Source organism: Candidatus Enterovibrio escicola, assembly GCF_002464935.1.
Taxonomy (GTDB): Bacteria; Pseudomonadota; Gammaproteobacteria; order Enterobacterales; family Vibrionaceae; genus Enterovibrio; species Enterovibrio escicola.
Genome location: NZ_NBYY01000009.1, coordinates 130,828 through 152,504, shown reverse-complemented (window position 1 = coordinate 152,504; position 21,677 = coordinate 130,828). Strand labels below are relative to the sequence as shown.

Annotated in this window: 11 protein-coding genes and 7 pseudogenes; 8 read left to right on the top strand and 10 right to left on the bottom strand. The window is 39.6% G+C overall.

What is annotated here, in order from left to right:
• Positions 1 to 44: 44 nt before the first annotated feature.
• Genes thrC through thrA form a run of 3 tightly spaced genes read right to left on the bottom strand, consistent with a single transcriptional unit; the run spans position 45 to position 4,747 of the window.
• Positions 45 to 1,328 carry a threonine synthase gene (gene thrC / locus BTN49_RS02355; protein WP_097355855.1) on the bottom strand — a complete coding sequence of 428 codons (1,284 nt, stop codon included), beginning with the start codon at positions 1,326 to 1,328 and terminating at the stop codon, positions 45 to 47.
• Positions 1,325 to 2,284: a homoserine kinase gene (gene thrB / locus BTN49_RS02350; RefSeq protein WP_097355854.1), complete on the bottom strand. Its 960-nt coding sequence runs from the start codon at positions 2,282 to 2,284 to the stop codon at positions 1,325 to 1,327. The genes thrC and thrB overlap by 4 nt, the downstream gene beginning before the upstream one ends.
• A 3-nt stretch (positions 2,285 to 2,287) precedes the next feature.
• Entirely contained in the window at positions 2,288 to 4,747 is a 2,460-nt protein-coding gene (thrA, locus tag BTN49_RS02345; RefSeq protein ID WP_097355853.1) for a bifunctional aspartate kinase/homoserine dehydrogenase I, read from the bottom strand.
• A gap of 407 nt (positions 4,748 to 5,154) precedes the next feature.
• Here thrA and aceK point away from each other — a divergent pair, with 407 nt between their 5' ends.
• Positions 5,155 to 6,882, top strand: a complete 1,728-nt coding sequence (gene aceK / locus BTN49_RS02340; RefSeq protein ID WP_097355852.1) for a bifunctional isocitrate dehydrogenase kinase/phosphatase — start codon at positions 5,155 to 5,157, stop codon at positions 6,880 to 6,882.
• Positions 6,883 to 7,102: 220 nt separating this feature from the next.
• On the opposite strand, the pseudogene BTN49_RS17090 reads toward aceK, so the two are convergent.
• A pseudogene (locus BTN49_RS17090) lies at positions 7,103 to 7,309 on the bottom strand (transposase); the annotation flags it as partial.
• A 125-nt stretch (positions 7,310 to 7,434) separates the two neighbouring features.
• Here BTN49_RS17090 and BTN49_RS20045 point away from each other — a divergent pair.
• Both BTN49_RS20045 and ung read left to right on the top strand, forming a co-directional pair.
• A pseudogene (locus BTN49_RS20045) lies at positions 7,435 to 8,344 on the top strand (IS982 family transposase).
• 305 nt (positions 8,345 to 8,649) lie between these two features.
• On the top strand, positions 8,650 to 9,330 hold the full coding sequence (ung, locus tag BTN49_RS02325) for a uracil-DNA glycosylase (protein ID WP_097355850.1): 681 nt from the start codon (positions 8,650 to 8,652) through the stop codon (positions 9,328 to 9,330).
• Positions 9,331 to 9,660: 330 nt separating this feature from the next.
• On the opposite strand, the pseudogene BTN49_RS02320 reads toward ung, so the two are convergent.
• A pseudogene (locus tag BTN49_RS02320) lies at positions 9,661 to 10,640 on the bottom strand (IS5 family transposase).
• Positions 10,641 to 10,683: 43 nt separating this feature from the next.
• Between BTN49_RS02320 and BTN49_RS21725 the strand changes: the two are divergent.
• Together BTN49_RS21725 and BTN49_RS02310 are read left to right on the top strand one after the other, a co-directional pair.
• Positions 10,684 to 11,551, top strand: a pseudogene (locus tag BTN49_RS21725) (IS982 family transposase).
• A gap of 407 nt (positions 11,552 to 11,958) precedes the next feature.
• Positions 11,959 to 12,798, top strand: coding sequence for a thymidylate synthase (locus BTN49_RS02310; RefSeq protein ID WP_097355849.1), 840 nt, complete (start codon positions 11,959 to 11,961; stop codon positions 12,796 to 12,798).
• Between the two features lie 124 nt (positions 12,799 to 12,922).
• Here BTN49_RS02310 and BTN49_RS02305 read toward each other — a convergent pair whose 3' ends face one another.
• Positions 12,923 to 14,068: a Na/Pi symporter gene (locus BTN49_RS02305; protein ID WP_097355848.1), complete on the bottom strand. Its 1,146-nt coding sequence runs from the start codon at positions 14,066 to 14,068 to the stop codon at positions 12,923 to 12,925.
• A gap of 579 nt (positions 14,069 to 14,647) precedes the next feature.
• On the opposite strand from BTN49_RS02305, the pseudogene BTN49_RS21720 reads away from it, so the two are divergent.
• Positions 14,648 to 15,049, top strand: a pseudogene (locus BTN49_RS21720) (transposase); the annotation flags it as partial.
• On the opposite strand, the pseudogene BTN49_RS02295 reads toward BTN49_RS21720, so the two are convergent.
• A pseudogene (locus BTN49_RS02295) lies at positions 15,037 to 15,381 on the bottom strand (transposase); the annotation flags it as partial. The pseudogenes BTN49_RS21720 and BTN49_RS02295 sit on opposite strands and share 13 nt — an antisense overlap.
• A 379-nt stretch (positions 15,382 to 15,760) precedes the next feature.
• Between BTN49_RS02295 and nhaA the strand changes: the two are divergent.
• Positions 15,761 to 16,951 (top strand): Na+/H+ antiporter NhaA, encoded by a 1,191-nt coding sequence (gene nhaA, locus BTN49_RS02290; RefSeq protein WP_097355845.1) that lies wholly within the window; start codon positions 15,761 to 15,763, stop codon positions 16,949 to 16,951.
• A 152-nt stretch (positions 16,952 to 17,103) separates the two neighbouring features.
• Positions 17,104 to 17,932, top strand: a pseudogene (locus tag BTN49_RS14760) (IS5 family transposase).
• A 90-nt stretch (positions 17,933 to 18,022) separates the two neighbouring features.
• On the opposite strand, the gene lgt reads toward BTN49_RS14760, so the two are convergent.
• The 3 genes from lgt to BTN49_RS12660 form a co-directional block, all read right to left on the bottom strand.
• A complete protein-coding gene (gene lgt / locus BTN49_RS02275) occupies positions 18,023 to 18,823 on the bottom strand; it encodes a prolipoprotein diacylglyceryl transferase (protein WP_097355842.1) in 801 nt (266 codons plus the stop codon).
• 14 nt (positions 18,824 to 18,837) lie between these two features.
• Positions 18,838 to 19,647, bottom strand: coding sequence for a sulfite exporter TauE/SafE family protein (locus BTN49_RS02270; protein WP_097355841.1), 810 nt, complete (start codon positions 19,645 to 19,647; stop codon positions 18,838 to 18,840).
• A gap of 1,520 nt (positions 19,648 to 21,167) precedes the next feature.
• Positions 21,168 to 21,428 (bottom strand): hypothetical protein, encoded by a 261-nt coding sequence (locus tag BTN49_RS12660; RefSeq protein ID WP_146679029.1) that lies wholly within the window; start codon positions 21,426 to 21,428, stop codon positions 21,168 to 21,170.
• Positions 21,429 to 21,677 lie beyond the last annotated feature (249 nt).

The following is a 21,677-nucleotide window of genomic DNA, read 5'->3' as shown; positions in this document are numbered from 1 at the left end:
ATTTATGCATTTCATCCTTTCACTGGGTACTGGATCATAAACTGTTATTTTGCAATATCCCTCAAGTAAGCACTTATTTGTGGAAACTCAGCATCTTTTTCTACTGACAACAATTCCATTACTTCATGTTTTGCTAACATCGCTGGTAATAAAATATCATGTGATAAAATGATATCAACTGACTCTTTAAATTTAGCAGGATGCGCTGTACACAAGAACAAGCCATGCTCCTCTTTCTTTAGTTGCTGCTCGAGAAGACGATAGGCAACGGCTCCATGAGGTTCACATAGATAACCAGCATTAAACATCACTTTCAAAGTTTCTACCGTCTTTTCATCAGTAACAGCACCAAAACCTAATTCGTTAAGACCCCACCCTTTACGTTGGAAAAGTTCTTCAATCCTTGGCCAGTTGTTCGGTTGGCTTACATCCATTGCATTCGAAAGCGTATGAATGGTTGGCGCCGGCATCCATTCACCGGTTCGTAAGTAACGAGGCACTGTGTCGTTTACGTTGGTGGCTGCAATAAAACGTTTTATCGGTAGGCCAATCGCCTTTGCTAATAAACCGGCTGTCAAGTTACCAAAATTACCACTTGGCACGGAGATCACCAAATTTCTACGCTGTTCAGATGTAAGTTGTGATACAGCTTCGAAATAATAGCATATTTGCGCCATCAACCGACTGATGTTAATAGAATTCGCTGAATTTAAACCAATTGAAGTACGAAGCTCCGCATCAGCAAATGCCTGCTTCACCATCATCTGACAGTCATCAAAGTTTCCGTTGACAGCCACCGTATGAATATTTCCCCCTAAAGTGCAAAAGAGTTTCTCTTGTAATAGGCTTATTTTTCCTCTCGGGTATAAGATTACGACATCGATACTATCCATGTCGTAGAATGCATGAGCGACCGCGGCTCCAGTATCTCCCGACGTCGCGGTAAGAATTGTTACTTTCCTGCCCTCAGATAGTTCGCGCAGTGATTGTGCCATGAAGCGACTTCCAAAGTCTTTGAACGACAAGGTCGGTCCATGAAACAGCTCTAATGCATGTATGGAATCTTGTACCTGTACCAAGGGGGCGGGAAATTGGAATGCATTTTTAACCAATGACTGTACAGTTTCTACTGATAATTCATCTCCGATTAATGCTGATAAAATATCACTACTTCTGGAAACAAAATCTTTACTTAACAAAGCTTCAATATCATCAAAACACGGTAATTTTTTTGGAAAAAATAGCCCCTGATTACGACCAAAACCCTGTTTTACGGCTTGTCCAAACGTGACTTGTTCATCATTTGCCTTAATATTGTAAAGATTCATAGTTCACTTCCTGTAACTGTCGATCCTTTATTATTTAATCGACAAATGTGAACAAATCCTTCATCATTCTGAACATAATTCTCTTTCAGTAACTTGGCCACGAGTTCGGCAACGACTTTTTCATTTGTTATACTGAACAGTGTAGGACCTGATCCAGAAATCCCTGTTGCCAGTGCACCTGCATCTTTGGCATAACGCCTTGCCTCTATAAAACCAGGTAATAATTTTTCGCGATATGGCTCCGCCACTACATCTTTGATCATACTAGCCGCTAGTTTTGGTTGATTAGAGTAACAACCATGGATAAAGCCAGCAAGATATCGGCCGTGATCGACCACGTCCTGCCGAAAATATTGGGTGGGAAGGAGTACTCGAGCTTCTGCAGTCCGAACTTCAATACCTGGGTACGCCATTACCCAATACCATTCGTCAAAGCATGGGACTTGCTGGCTGATGATACCGTTTTTCTCAATCATCAATTGCAATCCACCAAGATAACAAGGTGCGACGTTGTCATAATGTAAGCAGCCAGAAATCATCGCTTCCATTTCGCCCATGAGCGCGAGCAGTGTCGTGTCATTCAATGCTTGGTCATGAAAGCGATTTAATGCATCCAGTGCAGCAACGATAGAACAAGCACTTGAACCCAAACCTGATCCAATCGGGATGTTCTTTTCTAGGGTCATTAACACATTACGAACTGGTAAATTCCACTTTTCCATTTCTCGGCAAAATACAAGGTAACTCTGGTAAACGATATTCTCTTTAGGATTGGTAGGTAAATTATCAGCGAAATATCCCAAACATTCTAGCTGAAACATCATATCACCGCCACTTGATATTTTAACTCGATCACCGAGTAAAAAGCCATCGATAGGTGATACAGCAGCACCCAACACATCAAAACCCACACTGACATTACCGACAGAAGTCGGTGCATAAACCACAACACTCATGTTTTACACTCCTAATTTCCAGCCAAGTGTACGCATTAAATCCGCGAATACACCCGCTGCTGTCACTTGAGTTCCTGCACCATAGCCACACAATACTAAGGGGATTGGTTGATAGTAACGGCTATAGAAAGCTAATGCATTCTCACCTTCTTTGATCCTGAACATTGGATCGTCCACATCAACTGATTGGATGTTTACGGAACACAGACCATGCTCAATTTTACCAATATAACGCAACACTCTACCTTCGCTACGAGCATCTCTAGCCAGTTTTTCAAAGTAGGCATCAGCTTCTGGTAATTTACTCATAAATGAGTCGACATCTCCTGATACATCAAAGTTTGGTGGTAACGCGGGTTCAATTTTAACATCTTCTAGCTCTAGATGCATGCCCGCTTCACGCGCAAGGATTAAAAGTTTACGAGCTACATCAATACCAGACAGATCATCGCGAGGATCTGGTTCAGTAAATCCGCTTTCACGTACAGTAATCGTGGCTTCACTAAAACTTTTTCCTTCGTCTAGCTTACCAAAAATGTGAGATAGTGAACCTGATAATATACCAGTGAATTTCACGAGCTCGTCACCTGCAGCAATTAGATTTTGCAGGTTTTCGATAACCGGAAGGCCAGCACCGACCGTTGTGTCATACATGAACTTACGACGTCTTCTTCGTGCAGCATTACGAAGTTGTTGGTAGTATTCCATACTTGTAGTGTTCGCTTTTTTATTCGGGGTGACGACATGAAAGCCTGAAGATAAGAAGTCTACATATTGATTAGCGATTACCTGATCTGATGTACAATCAATCAAAATAGGATTGATAATGTGATTTTGCTGAACCAGACGCATCATGCGTGGAAAACTGAATGGTTCATCCGCGTTTACCAACGCATCGCGCCAGAAATTAAGATCGATGCCTTTGCTGTCTAATAACATACCTCGACTATTCGCCAACCCACAAACACGAATCACAATGCCTTGATCTGCCAGTTTGGCTTGTTGTCGTTTCATTTGTTCCAGTAACTCACTGCCAACCCCTCCGACACCGATAATGAAAGCATCAAGATAGTGATTACTATTGAAGAGGTTTTCGTGACAGGCTTTGACTGCTTCCGACACCTTATCATTAGGAATAACGGCAGAGATAGAACGCTCTGAGGAACCTTGCGCAATGGCAACAATATTGATGTTTACTTCCGCCAGCGAAGTAAAAAACCGAGAAGCAACGCCTTTCTCTGTGCGCATGGCATCCCCCACTAGGGACACTATCGCTACATCATCAATGTACTCAACAGGCTCTAACAGACCATCTTTTAATTCCAGTTCGAAGTTGTCTTGTAGTAGACTTTGAGTAACTTGTTTATCGTTCGCTTCAATACAAAAACTGATGCTGTACTCAGATGATGACTGTGTGATTAATACAACTGAAATACCATCAATGGACATTGCACTAAAAACACGGGATGCCATTCCCACCATACCTTTCATACCTGGTCCAGACACGTTAACCATACACAACTTATTTAGGGTTGTGATCCCTTTAACGGCGAGATTATCTTCACCACCGTCATTACTGATTAAAGTACCTGCACCTTGTGGGTTGTTTGTGTTTTTGATCAAACAAGGAATGTGGAAACGTGAAATAGGAAGGATAGTTTTTGGGTGCAGAACTTTGGCACCAAAATAGGATAATTCCATTGCTTCTTGGTAGCTCAGTGAGCTCAATAGGTTGGCATCTGGTACTAACCTTGGATCACAACTATATACTCCATCAACGTCGGTCCATATTTCACAACACTCGGCACGAACACAAGCCGCTAGTACTGCCGCAGAATAATCAGATCCGTTTCGGCCTAGTGTTACCAGTTCACCTTGCTCGTTAGCAGCGATAAATCCTGGCATCAATCCAATATGTTTTCTAGGAATAGGTTCGCGTCTGAAATTTACAGAAGAGACTTCTATATCCACCATAGCTTCAAGGTAATCGCCCTTCGCCAACAGGTAATGTACAGGATCAATAATGAAGGTACTGTAACCACGTGCTTTCAATAATACTGACATGGTGATAATAGACAAGCGTTCACCTTTACTTATAATACGTGCATAAATATTATTAGGGCAAAGTCCGAACAACTTAATACCTTGGATATACAGCATAAGCTGATTAAGTATTTTATCTAACTCTAGATAAAGTAACGCTTTATCAAACGTCCCTTCCATCTCCCCCAGCCCATCGAACAACCTATTAAAAATAGATTTGATCTCAAAAACCTGACTCTCAGCTTCACCATGCAGGATAGTGTTTTTAATCACGGACACCAAACCATTGGTAATATTTGCAGGTGCAGAAAGTACCACTGAAACGTCACTATGACAGATATTATGAGTAATAATATCTGCGGCGCGATTAAACTTTTCCGCAGTGGCTAGGGAAGTGCCACCAAACTTTAAAACTCGCATCCTGATTCTCCGGCTATGTCCTGATCTTCCTAACTCACTAATAAAATAATAAAAAAGCCCGCACCTTATTTTGCTGTGCGGGCTTTTTTGAATATTCGGTATATATCAGCCCACACCGACGCAAATAACGCAGGCAATCATAGATATGATGGTGGGCTCATTGCAGCATGTTTATATAGACTTCATTGCTCTGTTTTTTACAACCTTTACCGAATAGAAGTGACAAGGTCAATAAGAATTTAAGTTATCTCTCAAAAACAGCGCAATTTTCAATTATCTAGTTAGTCCCTTTATGTAATAAGGAAGTTCAGTCTTATTACTCTTTATGCTTGCGTAATAACGGATAATGATGCCATAGTTAATTGGAATGTACGGTTAAAACGTATTATGTATATAAGGAATGGAGCTTGGATGAGGAAATAGAAAGGCTCGTTGCTGCAACAATATTACAAGGCTCAGATGCAATGTATGGTCGTTTCCTCGATGTCACTGCTGGCGCACAAGAACGCTTCGAACAACAGGCTTGGAAAACCATACAACAGGCGTTAAAAAAACGGATTAATTTCTACGACCACCATGTTGGTTTGGTATCTCAGCAATTAAAAACTATGCTCAATAAACAGCATGCTACACCTTCCTTCTTCATGGGCGTGAAAAGTGCGTATTGTCAACTTCTTGATGATTATCCTCGATACGACATTGCCGAGAGTTTTTTTAATTCCGTTTACTGTCGAATCTTTGACCATCGCCATATTCAACGCAATAAGCTATTCGTTAATAGTTCACAAGGTGGTCGCATTCCCAAATACCTCACTCCGCTTTTAAAGCGTTATTCCAGTAATAATAACCTTATACATACTGTGGAAAGGTTGTTAGACGACACACCATTCAGCATCAAGTGGGAAAATAAATCCCGAGATGTCCACCATATTGTAGCGGCGTTGCAGAATCAACTTAGTTCTCAACTAATAAATGACGTAATCATCGACATGATACGCGAACCTTTTTACCGTAATAAAGCAGCATATATTATTGGTAGAATTGAGACGGTTAACCAAATACGTCCATTGGTACTGCCAATTCTAATCAATGCACAAGGAGAACTTTTTGTTGATGCCTGTGTCTCTGATTCTGATGATATTAGTGTGATATTCGGCTTTGCGCGCTCTTACTTTATGGTATACGCTCCCGTCCCTGCCGCCTTGGTGGACTTTCTTGGCCAATTAATGCCACACAAGACACCTGCTCAGTTGTACAATTCTATTGGCTGTCAAAAACACGGAAAAACAGAGCTATATCGTGAGTTTCTTTATCACATCGATAATTCGGATGACTTGTTCGTTATCGCCCCAGGTATTAAAGGGATGGTCATGTCTGTTTTTACACTGCCATCATACGGTTTTGTGTTCAAGATTATTAAAGACCGTTTCGCCCCTCAGAAAAACATTACACATGCAATCGTCAAGGAAAAGTATCAACTAGTAAAAGAACATGATCGTGTCGGACGAATGGCGGATACCTTGGACTATCGCCACTTTATTATGCCTCGACACCGATTTAGCGAGGAGCTTATTGAAGAATTACTCGATGTTGCACAGTCCAATGTAAAGCTGACCAGTAAAGAAATACACATCAGCCATCTTTATATGGAACGACGCATGATCCCACTCAATATTTATCTTGATCAAGCTAATGAAAAAGGGCTAAGAACTGCAATTCAAGAGTATGGAGATGCTATAAAACAGCTTGCAGCCGCAAATATTTTTGCTGGTGATATGCTTTTTAAAAACTTTGGTGTCTCACGCCATAATCGTGTGATATTTTACGATTATGATGAAATCTCGTATCTAACTGAAATAAACTTTAGGCACATCCCACCTTCTCGCTTCCCAGAAGACGAGATGGCAGCGGAACCTTGGTACAGCGTGGGTGAAAATGACGTATTTCCTGAAGAATTCCGCACTTTCTTGTTGATCAATCCAAAGATCTGCTTATTATTTAATGAACTTCATCCTAATTTATTCGATGCAGATTATTGGAAAAGATTGCAAAGTAATATTAAGCAAGGACTGTTCAGCGACGTCTTCCCGTACAGTGAAAAATCGCGTTTCATAGCACTCAAACCTGAAATGTGAATCCTCACTACATCACTATCCGTGTGTGGTAGGATACCATTTTTCTTATTTATGTATTCAATAAGTAGCTTTTTGTACAAAATGCCTGCTTTTAAAAGGTGATAAAGCCCTGTTAAAAAGCAGGGTATCTGTAATGGTAGACACCAATGCTTCCATGTTACCCAGCAGACTACCTCACCTTACAGCTTATTGTATACATGAACCATTTTTTAGACTAAAAATTAAAGCATCGATATACACTTCTCCACTCTTCAAATGAACGTGGTAAATTTCGTGATAGAATACCAGTTCGCATCCGATAGTGAATACCTTAGTGAATACCTTCAAAAGTCATTTTTTGTTCTGATTCATCATAAAGACAATTAGAGATCTTCATTAGTTGGAGTAATAGTTCCCAGCAATTATCAGTTAATATGGTTCTAAGCATGCCGTTGTAGGTTAGGTTATTTTTGGTGAAGTGATTAACCTGAGCTGCGTATAAGAAATAAACTCAATGACCAAATCTTGATCTGATTGTTTGGAAAAAACTATTGACTGCACAAGGATTTGGACATGAATAACTTAGACGCTGTTTTCGTCGATGTCGACGATTTCTGCCAGATTTTCCTCCCTGTATGGGAAAACTCCTAATTTCTTTTGGTGTTAAACAAAGAAACAAACCTTCTCAGCTTTCAGTTAGCGAAGTGATGACGATAGTGATAGCTTTCCATCAATCTTAGTATCGAGACTTCAAAACCTATTACATCCACTTTGTTTGCTGCTACCTCACCACCGAATTCCCTGAATTAGTTAGTTACACGCGAATGCTTAATCTCATACAAGGTGTTTTGGTTCCTCTTTACTCTTTACTCTTTACTCTTACCTCACTCATCGCTAAGAAAGGCCGACAGGGATTGCCTTCGTTGATTCATCCAAGCTACAGGTTTATCACAACCTACACATTCTCAGACATCAGGTTTTTAAAGGTACCGCAAAGCAAGGAAAAGAAACGATGGGGTAGTTCTACGGTTTCAAATTACACCTTATGGTCAATGACCAAAGTGGCATTATCTCAGTCAAAGTGATGACGGATAAGATGGATGAAAGAAAGCCTGTATCGGAAATGGCTGACGAGATTTGGGAGTGTTTATACGGAGATAAAGGTTATATCTCTGATGCATTGGAGTGGGAACTTGCAGAAAATGGAGTGACGTTAATAACGGGTATGAAAAAAATATAAAACCCAAAGTGATGAAACTTTGGGACCGTCTGATTCTCCGGAAACGATTTATTCATTAAATCCGTTTTTGACCAACTAAAAAACATATCCCAAATTGAGTATTTACGGCACCGTAGTTGTATCAGATTTATGGTCAAGTTACTGGCGGGGCTTATCGCGTATTCATTTCAACCAAAGAAACTGAGCATCAAAATAACTAGGTTTGATAAGAAAGCGCTTATGCAGATCCTAGGTTGCTTATAACGTTTCGCCATGCTAATTAAGAAATACTCATTAAAGATCAATATGCCATATTGCCTTTAAAGCATAACCAATTTATTGAATATATGATCGAGAGGAAAGGTTAGGATAAGGTGACATTGATCTGTCATGTTCTGAAGCATTTATATAAAAATATTTAGTTTTATGTCGTTTCATTGAAAGGGATAATCATAAAGTCAGTGTGTTGGGTAGTTAAATCCATCTACTTGTGTCCATTATAAGTTATAATATCGGGTGTCTTGAGAAGTTAAAATACGAATCTTTCATTAGATATGGACAGTGTAAGCATGACTGGAAGGAAAACTTGGAAAGAAATGATCGGTCAGGAAAAAGGTCGTGACTACTTTCGGCAAACCATGGCCTATGTGACAAGGGCACGTCAGCAAGGAACAGTGATTTATCCATCAAAGAAAGATGTATTTAACGCACTTCGTTTTACAGAACTCGGTGATGTGAAGGTGGTGATCCTTGGTCAAGACCCATATCATGGCCCAAATCAAGCACATGGTATTTGTTTTTCGGTATTGCCCGGCATTAAGCAACCCCCGTCATTGATGAACGTGTATAAAGAGTTAGCTCAGGATATTGAAGGCTTTTTCATACCGAATCATGGTTTCTTAAAAAGTTGGGCTAACCAAGGTGTGTTACTTCTTAATACCGTATTGACGGTTGAACAGGGTAACGCTCATTCACACGCCCACCTAGGTTGGGAAACCTTTACAGATCGTGTAATGGAAATGGTTGAACAACATTGTGAAAGAGTAATCTTTTTATTGTGGGGTATGCATGCCCGTAGAAAAGGTCTAGCAATTGACCGTAACCGTCATCATGTTTTGGAAGCACCACACCCCTCACCACTTTCTGCGCATCGTGGTTTCTTTGGATGTCGTCATTTTTCCCAAACCAACCTACTCCTGTTACAGATGGGTAAAACTCCGATTAATTGGCAGCCTGAGTTGGATAACTGAACTACTCTATTGATTAAAATCATCTCATCAATGATGCAGGTCTCAAATCTTTCTCACTTGCTTATTCCTGCTCAAAAAACCGTATAAAAAATGGAAATGTAAAATATGTTCCTAGATAATATTGATAGATGGGTCTTAATGTAGATAATAACTACGCTACTTATTGGTCTAGCATAGTAAAAAAAGAAACCAACTACCGAAAGTGGCACACTCTTCTCTCACGGTAAGGAATTTAAATGTAGTGCCTTGCAGTGTTGATACTCTAATCGTCGATTATTCTCCTATAATTCTCTCTTTTTTACCGTTGACCGTTGACATAGGTGTTATTGATTAAATCAGGCCTATAATGCACTGATACAGATCTTTTCTACAGTCTTGATTTGTCTGCTGGCGAACAGGTATAGCGAGTCTTAGAACTTTGTTTATTGTTTTATATTTGCCCGCGCTTCACTAACTTGAGCATTGTAATTACGAAGAGTAAGTTTAGGGTTGAGCAACTGTTTATAGCGAAACATTGCTGTTTCTGCTAATGAGCGTTTGTGATAACCCCTGTCCTTTTTTGCTCCGCCAGTATGTCCTCTTTTAAAGCCTTTACAGTTTTATTTCTAGGATGCTTTTTCTCCTAGAATCCCGCGTTGCTTCGAGGTGGAATACTGCGCGTTATTCATTTGTTTTTTAGTACGTGGTGACATGCTCTTGTATCATAGGCTCCATCAGCACTGACTTGCTGTATTTTTCGTCGTAAGGGATTAAGCGATGTAGGTCAAACCTCGTTGTTACCCACAAAAACTAGGCTAACTTCTGCAGTAATAACCTCATGAGTAAACACATCAACGGTAAGATGAAGTTTGCGCCAGGTCCGTCGCTTTTCTTTACCTTGTTTACGCATTTTCCATTTACCTTTGTCGTATACTTTTAGGCCTGTAGCATCAATAACGATGTGGTCGAGAGCTCCTTGCCTCGGCAAACTGTACTTAATTTTTACGGTCTTCGAACGCATTCCTAATGCAGGTGTATGTAGGGGATTTTAGCGAGACAGTCATCAACGTAAAAACTAAATTGAGAAAGCCTTCTAATCCATGAAGTGAAAGTTTAAAAATACCTTTCACCATCAGTGCTGTTTCAATCGCGGTATCCGAAAATATACACTCACGGCTACGAGGATCGTGATGTTTTATACAAGGCCATACCTTAATAGCAACAACGTCTATCCAGAAAGTCACTAAGCCACTATTTACTAATGCTTGATTATATTGTTTCCAGTTGCTGATCTTGTGCTTTCCCTTTCCCTTTCCCTTTCCCTTTCCCATCATCACTTCCTGCTTAAACTCCAAGATGATCTAAGCGTAGGAATTGAGAGTAGTTCAGATATTTTGGAAACAACGCCACACTTTCCTTCCTGCATGGAAAAAACCTAATTTCTTCCGGTATCAAACAAAGAAATAAGCCTTTTCAACGAAAAATTAGCGAAGTGATGACGATAATGATAGCTTTCCATCAATCTGGATATTGAAACTTCAAAACCTATTACATCCACTTTGTTTGTCGCTACCTCACAACGAATTTCCTGAATTAATTAGCTACACGAGGATGCTCAAACTCATGTAAGGTGTTCTGGTTCCTCTTTGCTCTTACCTCACTTACCCTCAGGCAAAGCCGACAGGAATTGCCTTCGTTAATTCGTCCAAGCTACAGGTTTGGCGTAACCTACGCATTCTCAGACATCAGGTTTTTAAAGGTACCGTGAAGCGAGGAAAAGGAACGATGTGGTGGTTATACGGTTTCAAATCACACTTTATTATCAATGACTAAGGTGGCATTATCTCAGTCAAAGTGACGACAGTTAGCATGGATGATAGAAAGCCTGTATTTGAAATGGTTGACGAGCTTTTTGGTGTTTATACGGAGATAAAGGTTATATTTGGGGTCCATTGGAGCGAGAACTTGCAGACAAGGGAGTGACACTGATAACGGGTATGAAAAAAATATGAAACCCAAAATGATGAAACTTTGGAATTGCTTGATGCTCCGAAAATAATTTATTATTAAAACCGTTTTTAACCAACTAAAAAATATATCTCGAATTGAGTATTCTCGGCACCGGAGTTAAACCAGCTTTATGGGCAACTTGATGGCGGGGTTTATAGCGTATTTATTTCAATTAAAGAACCCGAATATTAAGATGACTAAGTTTAATAAGCAAGCATTTATGCAGATCTGAGGTTGATTTATTGATACCACACAAGAAACATGTCTACACGATTATGGCCGAGCATTCGCTCATCATGAAGATATAGCAAAAGCTTTGGATACTGAGATTTATTTTGTTTACCCTAACTGTTCATAGGAATGAGGGGAAAATAAGAATGCTGATGGGCTTTTGAGACACTAGGTAAATAAAGGTATAGACTTAAGAATAGTCTTGAAATTAGAGATAATATCTTCATTCAAGTAAGGAATAATCATCGGCCTAAAAACTATTTACTATTCAAGCAGTGAGCCGTTATTTATTAAAAATATGGCATCAGTAGTTTGATTATAAAGTATCGTACTTCAAACTTGAATTTAGACTTTTGTGTCATTAAATAAATATCCCGCTAGAGAGCGAGATAACGAAAGGAAATATGTATGAAGCAATATCTTGATTTGATGCAGGATATAATCGATAAGGGTAATGATAAGAGCGATCGTACGGGTGTAGGTATCCGCTCTGTGTTTGGTCGTCAATTGCGTTTTGATCTTAGGCAAGGTTTTCCTCTTCTCACAACAAAAAAAATGTATACACGTGCCATTATTCATGAACTACTTTGGTTTTTAAATGGGGATACCAACATCAGATATCTGCAAGAAAATCAGGTGTCTATTTGGGATGATTGGGCAACAAAGACTGGTGATTTAGGCCCTGTATATGGCGCGCAATGGCGCTCTTGGGTTTGCCATGATGGTTCTAGCGTGGATCAAATAACTGAGCTAATTGATCAAATCAAAACTAAACCAAATTCTCGGCGGCTCATCATTACTGCGTGGAATCCTGCAGATTTGCCGAATGAGACAATGAGTCCCCAAGAAAACGTTGAACAAGGAAAAATGGCGTTAGCGCCCTGTCATTGCTTATTTCAGTTCTATGTTGTTGATAGAAAATTATCATGTCAGCTTTATCAGCGTAGCGCAGACTACTTCCTTGGTGTCCCGTTTAATATAGCAAGCTATGCATTATTTATCCATATGATTGCACAGCAATGTGATTTAGAAGTCGGCGATTTTGTTCATACTTTTGGTGATGTTCATATCTATCGGAATCATCTGACCGATAAGATAGTATATGAGCAACTGAAGCGCTCACCTAGGACTATACCAACGCTGAAGATAAAGCGTAAGCCTGAATCAATTTTTGGGTATAGGTTCGAAGACTTCGAGATTGAAGGCTACGAAGCACAGTCTATGATTAGAGCTCCGATTGCGATTTAGTAATACAACGTTATATAAACGCGGATCACTTAAGGTACTGAGTCCTTCTTATGGGCTGGAATGAAATGAAGGGTAGGTTCTTCCAAGGAGACTCAAAGAAACGTCTTAAGTGGACTTGACGGATTTATTTGGTCATTAATAAAATACCTGCAGGTATGGCTATGAATACCAGCCCTAAGTAAGCAATAACCGCCAGTTTGGTTTTTGCTGCGATTTCACCCAGTACTTCTGCACATTTCAAGGGGATCTCACGCAAGAATGGGATACCGAAGATTAGCAGTGTTGCCAGCACGTTGAACGCTAAGTGAACCAAAGCAATTTGCATTGCGAATACAGCGTTTAAACCCGTTACAGCGGTTGCTGCCAGCAGTGCTGTGACACACGTACCTATGTTTGCACCCAAAGTAAATGGGTAAACATCACGTACTTTTAAAACTTTTGTTCCGACCAATGGAACCATTAGGCTAGTTGTCGTTGACGAAGATTGAACTAATATAGTGACGATAGTGCCTGATAAGATGCCGTGGATTGGACTGTGACCGATTGCACTGTGTAGGAGTTCTTTTGCACGACCCACCATTAAAGAACGCATCAGGGTTCCCATCATGGTGATTGATACGAAGATCAATGTAATGCCGATGACGATTAATGCTATTGCACCCCAGTTACCTGTAAGGGTAGACAACATATCTTTAGTACTATTCACTAAAGGTGTCGTCAAAGTACCCATGAAGTCTAAGCCTTTCATACTCAAATTGCCCTCAAATATCAGCGGGGCAACAAGCCAACCTGAGATCTTTTCTAGAAAACCAGACATGATTTCTAGAGGCAAAAAGATAGAAACGGCCAACAAGTTGAAAAAATCGTGGATAGTCGCACAGGTAAACGCACGACGGAATTCATCTTTGCAACGTGCATGTCCCATACTTACTACCGTATTAGTAACGGTAGTACCGATGTTGGCACCCATTATCATTGGGATGGCTGTTTCAACTGGTAGGCCCCCCGCGACTAAACCCACGATAATGGATGTAACAGTGCTTGAGGATTGGATCAATGCAGTTGCAATGATACCGATCATCAGGCTAGCAACAGGGTGAGAAGCAAATAAGAATAATGTATTTGCTTCCTTTCCTACTGCCCATTTGAAACCACTACCAACCATGGATACTGCAACAAGTAGTGTATAAAGCATTAATGCCAGATTGGCCCAACGTACCCAATTATTAGAGCTGTTAATCGGTGCAGCAGTCGAGGCTTGGGATGTCATAAAAGAAATCTCCGTGTCAGTTGTATGTCAATGAAAGGACCTGAAAGCGATAGTAGGGATAAAATATTGCACTAATATTACAATTGGACTACTGATACCTTTCTATTATCAATAGGATTGATATAACTTAGGACAAGAACTTGTATTTTTATCGTTATTAAACAGATTACTATGATTCTTTATCGACGTTGTGCAACTGCTCGCCTTTTATTTAAATAGGCTGTGTTTGGGTTACATCTCGGAGAAAGTCTTTTTGTTTATGGTAATAATAAAATTATCTTTGTAGATACATCATGTTTATTCGTTAAACATTTTGGATATTGTGATGGTGTTGTTGATTCAATCAGGCCTATAACGCACTGATCCAAATCTTTTTGCAGTCTTAATTTGTCTGCTGGTGAACAAGCATAACGAGTCTTAGAACTTTGTTCATCGCTTTCACATTTACCAATGCTTAACTAACTTGAGTATTGTAATTAACCTGAATTACGTATAAGAAATGCACTGAATGCCCAAGTCTCGATCTGATCATTTGAAATAAACTATTGACTGGACAAGGACTTGGTCATGAATAACTGAGACGCTGTTTTCGTTGATGTCGATGGCTTTTGCTCGACTTTCCTCTCTGATCGGGAAAAACACCTAATTGCTTTCGGTGTTAAATAAAGAAACAAACCTTCTCGCCTTTCAGTTAGCGAAGTGATGACGATAGTGATAGCTTTCCATCAATTTGGGTATTGAGACTTTAAAACCTATTACATCTACTTTGTTTGTCGCTACTTCACCAACGAATTTCCTGAATTATTCAGCTACACGAGAATTCTCAAGCTTATGCAAGGTGTTTTGGTTCCGCTTTGCTTTTACCTCACTCACCGTCAGGAAAAGCCAACAGGGATTGCCTTCGTTGATTCGTCCCAGCTACAGGTTTGTCACAACCTCCGCATTCTCAGATATCAGGTTGTTAAAGGTACTGCTCCTCGACTCAGTAAACAATACTTAACTTCTATGATCTTCGAACGCTTACTAATGCAAGTGTATGTGGGGGATTCCAGCGGGACATTCATCAACATAAAAACTGAATTGAGAAAACCTTCTAATCTATGAAGTGGGAGCTTGAAAATACCTTTCACCATCAGTACCGTTTCAATTTTAGTATCCGAAAATATAAAGCCACGGTTACGATGACCGTGATGCTTTAGGCAATACCATGCCTTAATAGCAGCGATGTTTATCCAAAAAGTCACTAAGCTACGGTTTACTAATGCTTGATGATATTGTTTCCAGTTTTTGATCTTGATCTTTCCATTTCCCATCATCACCTCCCACTTAACTCCATGATAATCTAATCGTAGGAATTGCGATTAGTTCAGATATGTTGGAAATAACGCTGCTTAAAGGTGGAAAGATTGTCATTGCTAAGCAAAATTATGGGCGAGATATTAATAAAAGTGGTATAGACTAGTTTCTATATAAGAATAGTCATTTAGTAGGAAATTCCTGTAGGATGATTAAATAATATCATTCAGTTTCAACTAGATATGAAGAATTGTGAGAAATGACGTCGATATAGTATCACTGGCATGTATGTTAATTTGGCTGCCGTTGTATTGTTGTACGAGTTTTGTACAGCAAAAATTAACTGCCCCTAGTAATTAATAATTACGAATGACAAATTATAATGGAGTGCTTTAAATGACTGATGTAATTCGTCAGTTTCTCAAAATGGAGTCAGCCGGTGGTTTAGTGCTGATGGTTGCTGCAATACTAGCAATATGCATTGTAAACTCCCCATTGCAATTACTCTATGAGAGTGTATTGCATCGCTATATAGCAGGTTTGTCTATAGGACATTGGATAAACGATGGCCTAATGTCTATCTTTTTCCTTCTAATTGGTCTTGAAGTGAAGAGAGAATTAATAGAAGGTGCCCTCAATACGAAAGAAAAGGCTATTTTCCCAGCCATTGCAGCTATTGGCGGTATGTTGTTTCCTGCGTTAGTGTATCTGACCTTTAATTTTAATGACCCTCTGACCGCAAGTGGCTGGGCGATACCCTCGGCAACTGATATTGCATTTGCACTGGGTGTGATGGCACTGCTGGGAAAGCGAGTCCCTCTATCACTAAAAGTGTTCTTGTTGGCGTTGGCAATCATTGATGATCTGGGTGTTATTGTCATAATCGCTTTTTTCTATAGCAGTGATCTGTCATTGATAGCATTGACGATAGCTTTTCTTTCAACCGTAGCATTATATTTGATGAACAATAAAAATGTGACGGATATTAAATGGTACATGTTGATTGGACTGATATTGTGGTTCAGTGTTCTTAAGTCGGGTGTACATGCAACACTTGCTGGTATAATACTTGGTTTTATCATTCCGCTTGAGGGTAAGAAAAATGGAAAGTCACCACTAAAAACGCTGGAACATGCGATTCACCCTTATGCGGCATTCTTGATTCTTCCACTGTTTGCGTTCGCTAATGCTGGTGTATCCCTAGAAGGTGTGTCGTTAGCTAGCTTAACCAATACCTTACCGATTGGTATCGCACTAGGATTGTTGATGGGTAAGCCCTTAGGTATATTTATGTTTTGCTGGGTATCTGTGAAGATCGGTCTAGCAAAGCTACCTGAAAAAGTGAATTTCAAACAGATTTTTGCAGTGTCATTATTGTGTGGAATTGGTTTTACGATGTCGATCTTTATTTCATCATTGGCATTTTCTGGGGTTGGTGAAAGCTACATTACACTCTCGAGACTAGGCATCTTAATGGGTTCAACTCTTTCGGCTCTAGCAGGATATTCCTTGCTGAATGTTGTGTTACTGGAATCGAATGAGGTAGATGAAAATTGTGATGAAAAGAAGGTTCGTATTGATTATTAGCTGTATTTTGTTGAATGTATTAGTGTTATCAACAAACTACTCATTTATTCAATAGGTATATTTTGGTGGCTACCGTGGTGTTATTTCCCAAATATCTGAACTAATCACAATTCCTACGATTAGATTATCATGGAGTTAAGTGGGAGGTGATGGTGGGAAATGGAAAGATCAAGATCAAAAACTGGAAACAATATCATCAAGCATTAGTAAACCGTAGCTCAGTGACTTTTTGGATAAACGTCGCTGCTATTAAGGCGTGGTGTCGCCTAAAGCATCACGGTCATCGTAACCGTGGCTTTATATTTTCGGATACCAAAATTGAAACGGTACTGATGGTGAAAGGTATTTTCAAGCTCCCACTTCATGGATTAGAAGGCTTTCTCAATTCAGTTTTTACGTTGATGAATGTCCCGCTGGAATCCCCTACATACACTTGCATTAGTAAGCGTTCGAAGATCATAGAAGTTAAGTACCCTTTGCCGAGTCGAGGAGCAGTCTCCCACATCGTTATTGATGCCACAAGCTTAAAATTATACGACGAAGGTGAATGAGAAACGCGTAAACATGGGAAGGAGAAGCGACGGATCTGGCGCAAACAGCATCTTGCCGTTAATGTGTCTACTCAGGAGTTTATTGCTGCAGAAGTTATCCTAGTTTTTGTGGGTGATAAGTGAGGTTTTACCTATATTGCTTAACTCATTACGACGAAAGATACAGCAAGTAAGTGCTGATAGATCCTATGACACAAGAGCGTGTCACCACGTACTGAAGAACAAAGAAATAACGCCCTGTATTCCACCTCGAAGCAACGCGGGGTACTGGGAGAAAGGGCATTCTAGAAATGAAGCTGTCAAGGCTTTAAAAGAGGCTAAACTGGTGGAGTGGAAAAAAAACAAGGATTATCATAAACGCTCATTAGCAGAGACAGCAATGCTTCGCTATAAACAGTTGCTCAGCCCTAAACTTATTCTTCGTAATTAACCAACTTGAAAAAGACTCTCTTATACAGATTTGAGGCTATTTCCTTAATTCAAGAGAAAGCCCAAGACAAACTACATCTAGAATACGGTTTTAGGTAGCATCCTGTGTATTTAGGTGACAACGATAAGACCATACCATCATCAAGATTCCAGTTATAACCATCGGAGCTGATAAGATTTGTCCCATGCTAATCCAATCTCCAAACAACCCCAAATGCGCATCTGGCTCTCGATAAAACTCCACAATAATACGGAATGCACCATACCCAATCAAGAATAAGCTTGATACTGCCCCCATTGGACGTGGCTTACGAATAAACCAATTTAGGATAAAAAACAATACAACACCCTCAAGCATCAATTCATAGAGTTGTGACGGATGACGTACAATAGGATTGTCGATTGGAAATACTACGCCCCACGCCGCATCAGTTTTACGTCCCAAAAGTTCGCCATTGATAAAATTACCTAATCGACCGGCACCCAAGCCAAATGGTACGAGCGGTGCGATAAAATCGGAAACCACGAATAAATTACGGTTTGTGCGGGAGGAGAACCATACTAAGGCAAATATCACGCCCAATAGACCACCATGAAAAGACATTCCTCCCATCCAGACCTTAAACAAGAATAAGGGATTGTTGAGGAAGACATCAAATTGATAAAACAACACATAACCAATGCGACCACCGAAAACTACCCCAAGAAACCCAGCAAAAAGAAGATCACTGACTTCATCACGTGTCCAACCACTACCCAGCTTATCTGCACGACAGTTTGCCAACCAGAAAGCAAAGACCAATCCAGCCAGATACATCAATCCATACCAGCGAACAGCGACTGAACCAATTTCAATCACAATTGGATCTATTTGCGGAAATTTTAAAGACATTAATTATATTTTCCTTAGGTTAAAAACATACGAGCTCCCACCAAAAGCAAAAATACAGCAAATATTCGCTTAATAATGGAAGTTGATAAACGTGAAGCAAGTTTAGCACCATATTTCGTTGTAAATACTGAAGTGGTTGTGATACCAATCAATGCGGGTAAGTAAACATATCCAACACTGTACTTGAATAACGGTTCCGGTTGTGATAGACCAAGAACGATAAAGCTAGACATGCCTGCCGCAGCAAGGAATACCCCACAAAAAGATGCTGTACCAATAGCTTTATGCATTTTAATACCACAGTAAGTCAAATAAGGCACAGTAAAAGAACCACCACCGATACCCACTAAACTAGAAAGAATCCCTATAATGCAGCCATTTAATACATGGGCTGTAGTGAAGGAAAGTGCTCGTGCTGTTTCAGCACGTAATGAAAACATCATTTGAAGCGCCAACATCCACACGATCCCACCAAATATACGTGGTAGGTAATTGACAGGTAAACGGTCGGCAATCACACTACCTATAACCCCACCCATCAAAAGACTTGGCAGGAGGGCCTTAATCACATAAGGCTGTACATTTCCCAATCGATAGTGGGACAAAGCAGAAGACAAGGAAGTGATAACAATGCTAGCTAAAGAAGTCGCCAACGCCATAGGCATAATTAGTATTGGTGAAGAAATACCCGCCCATGGCAGTACAGATGACAATGTGGGCACAATGAGCAAACCGCCGCCGATTCCCAGTAATCCCGCTAGTAATCCTACACAGCAGCCTAAAACTAGACAAACAACGAAAAACCACATGGTAGTATCCATCATGAGTGTATTCCTGTTTTCCTACCCTCGTGATGTCACCAAACTTATACCGCTTAAATACATCTTCTAACCTATAAAGTAGCATCACTAGCCACTGAAAGATCAAGTACCGCGTTAACATGTTGCTATCACGCATCACAAGGGATGTGACTAAGTAAGATAATTAATCTTGGCCATACTGTCAGTATCCATACTAAGCTGGCGATAGCCACCAGTAGCATTGCACCAATTAGATCAACCGAAAATTCAACACAGATACAAATAGGCCGTTGTACTGCTTTCGATACCTTACTATTTGAACCAGTACGACAAAATCTGGAAGATGACATGTATGATATAGATCAGTTAAAGAGAACATTTTTCCGATGAGTACCTGATAATCATTGTTTCAGGTTATTAGATGCTTTTGATCTTTTCTGTACAAAATTCGTCCAACAATATAACAACAACCACATTAATATAAATGCCAATGATACTATGCTGACACAATTTCTTCCTAATTTGTCATTTATAGTTAGAACTGAATGATAGGGTCGAATTTCCCAAAGGAGTTCTCTACTAAATGACGATACTTATATAGAGATAAGTCTATACCACTTTTATCGATATCTCTCCCATAATTTTGTTTAGCAACGATGCTCTTTCCACCTTTAAGCTCTACATATTTTTTGAATAATGTGCTGTCATAACCTTTATCAGCAACAATCTTATTGACTTCTACTTTGTAGTCTACAAGACTCTTTGCATGAAAATATCGCACCTTTGTTCTTCTGATAACTCGAAATAAATAACCTGAGCTGCGATAAGAAATGAACTAAATGCTAGAGTCGCCAAATATTTTTTTCCTCATTTAACAGTTTTTTTCCTCATTTAACAATTACTCGCACCATCCCATAGCGCAAACTTACATTTTCCATGGTTAGGATGAGAAGTTCAAATAAACCACCAGTGGTTATACAACAACTCCATAATTCTTTCTTTTTGCGCTTTTTCATATTACCTACATCATAGTCTTCAGACAGCTTCTTAATTTATTCTTCGCTCAGATCTTTAGGTAGTCGCTTTGGGATAATGAAGTCACTTCGGTAATATCCCATTCGATCCGAGATTATATGCAGTGTATGAGTCAATGGGTAAGTCAGTTTTTAACTTGCAGAAAAGACTAACAATATTTAGACCATCGATGATGTCATATCCGCTTATAACTGTACTTTCAATATTAGCAATGTTTAACGCATCAATAATGCTCAGTCTACTGCATAGAGTTGTGGTTTCAAGTGCTTTATCTTATCCTGTACATATCCATCCATGGGTGATCTTTATCATTTACACTAGATGGACAGCATAAATGAATACAATGATTTCATACTTGCTGCAGTGTACTTTGTGTTTATCATAGTGACGGATGTAATCCCGTTGTTTTTTACGTAAAAATTTCGGGGAATATTTCTAGGCACTTTATGTCGGAAGTCATTGTGATGGAGGAATTTATTCATGCCTATAATTATATACTTTACGCCAAATTACTGTTCAACATAGGTGGCACCTTGAAAGGTGTGCTGATAAGTAAAATTGATGAAATTTTTGATGATCTTTAGGGTTGCAGTGGTTGAAAAGTAGCCGTTTGAATCCTTATTTTCAATGGCTTTAGCTTCTCCAGCTATTCGTAGTCTTTTGGACAGTGCCTGAAAGTCGTTTAACGGATGCGCTGATTTTAAGAAATCTTTGCAGTGTTCCAACCTACTGATGTAAACAGTTGTATTTTTACGCGGAAGCGTACTCAACCTTCACACGTTGAGTCCCTAGTTTTTTCTTTGTCAATCTCACTTTCATAACGCGTAGACTGATCCTCCTGTTATGAAAATAAAGCCAATTACCGCGAGTATAGCATCCAGATGCATGCAAAAAAACATACATCTGAGGATATTATTAATCCTTGATAAAATCGACGAATCTACCAATTGATGAACTGGTATTAAGCACAATAGTAGGTTCTCACTTTTAGCTTGTTACCGAATTTACAATCAAACGCG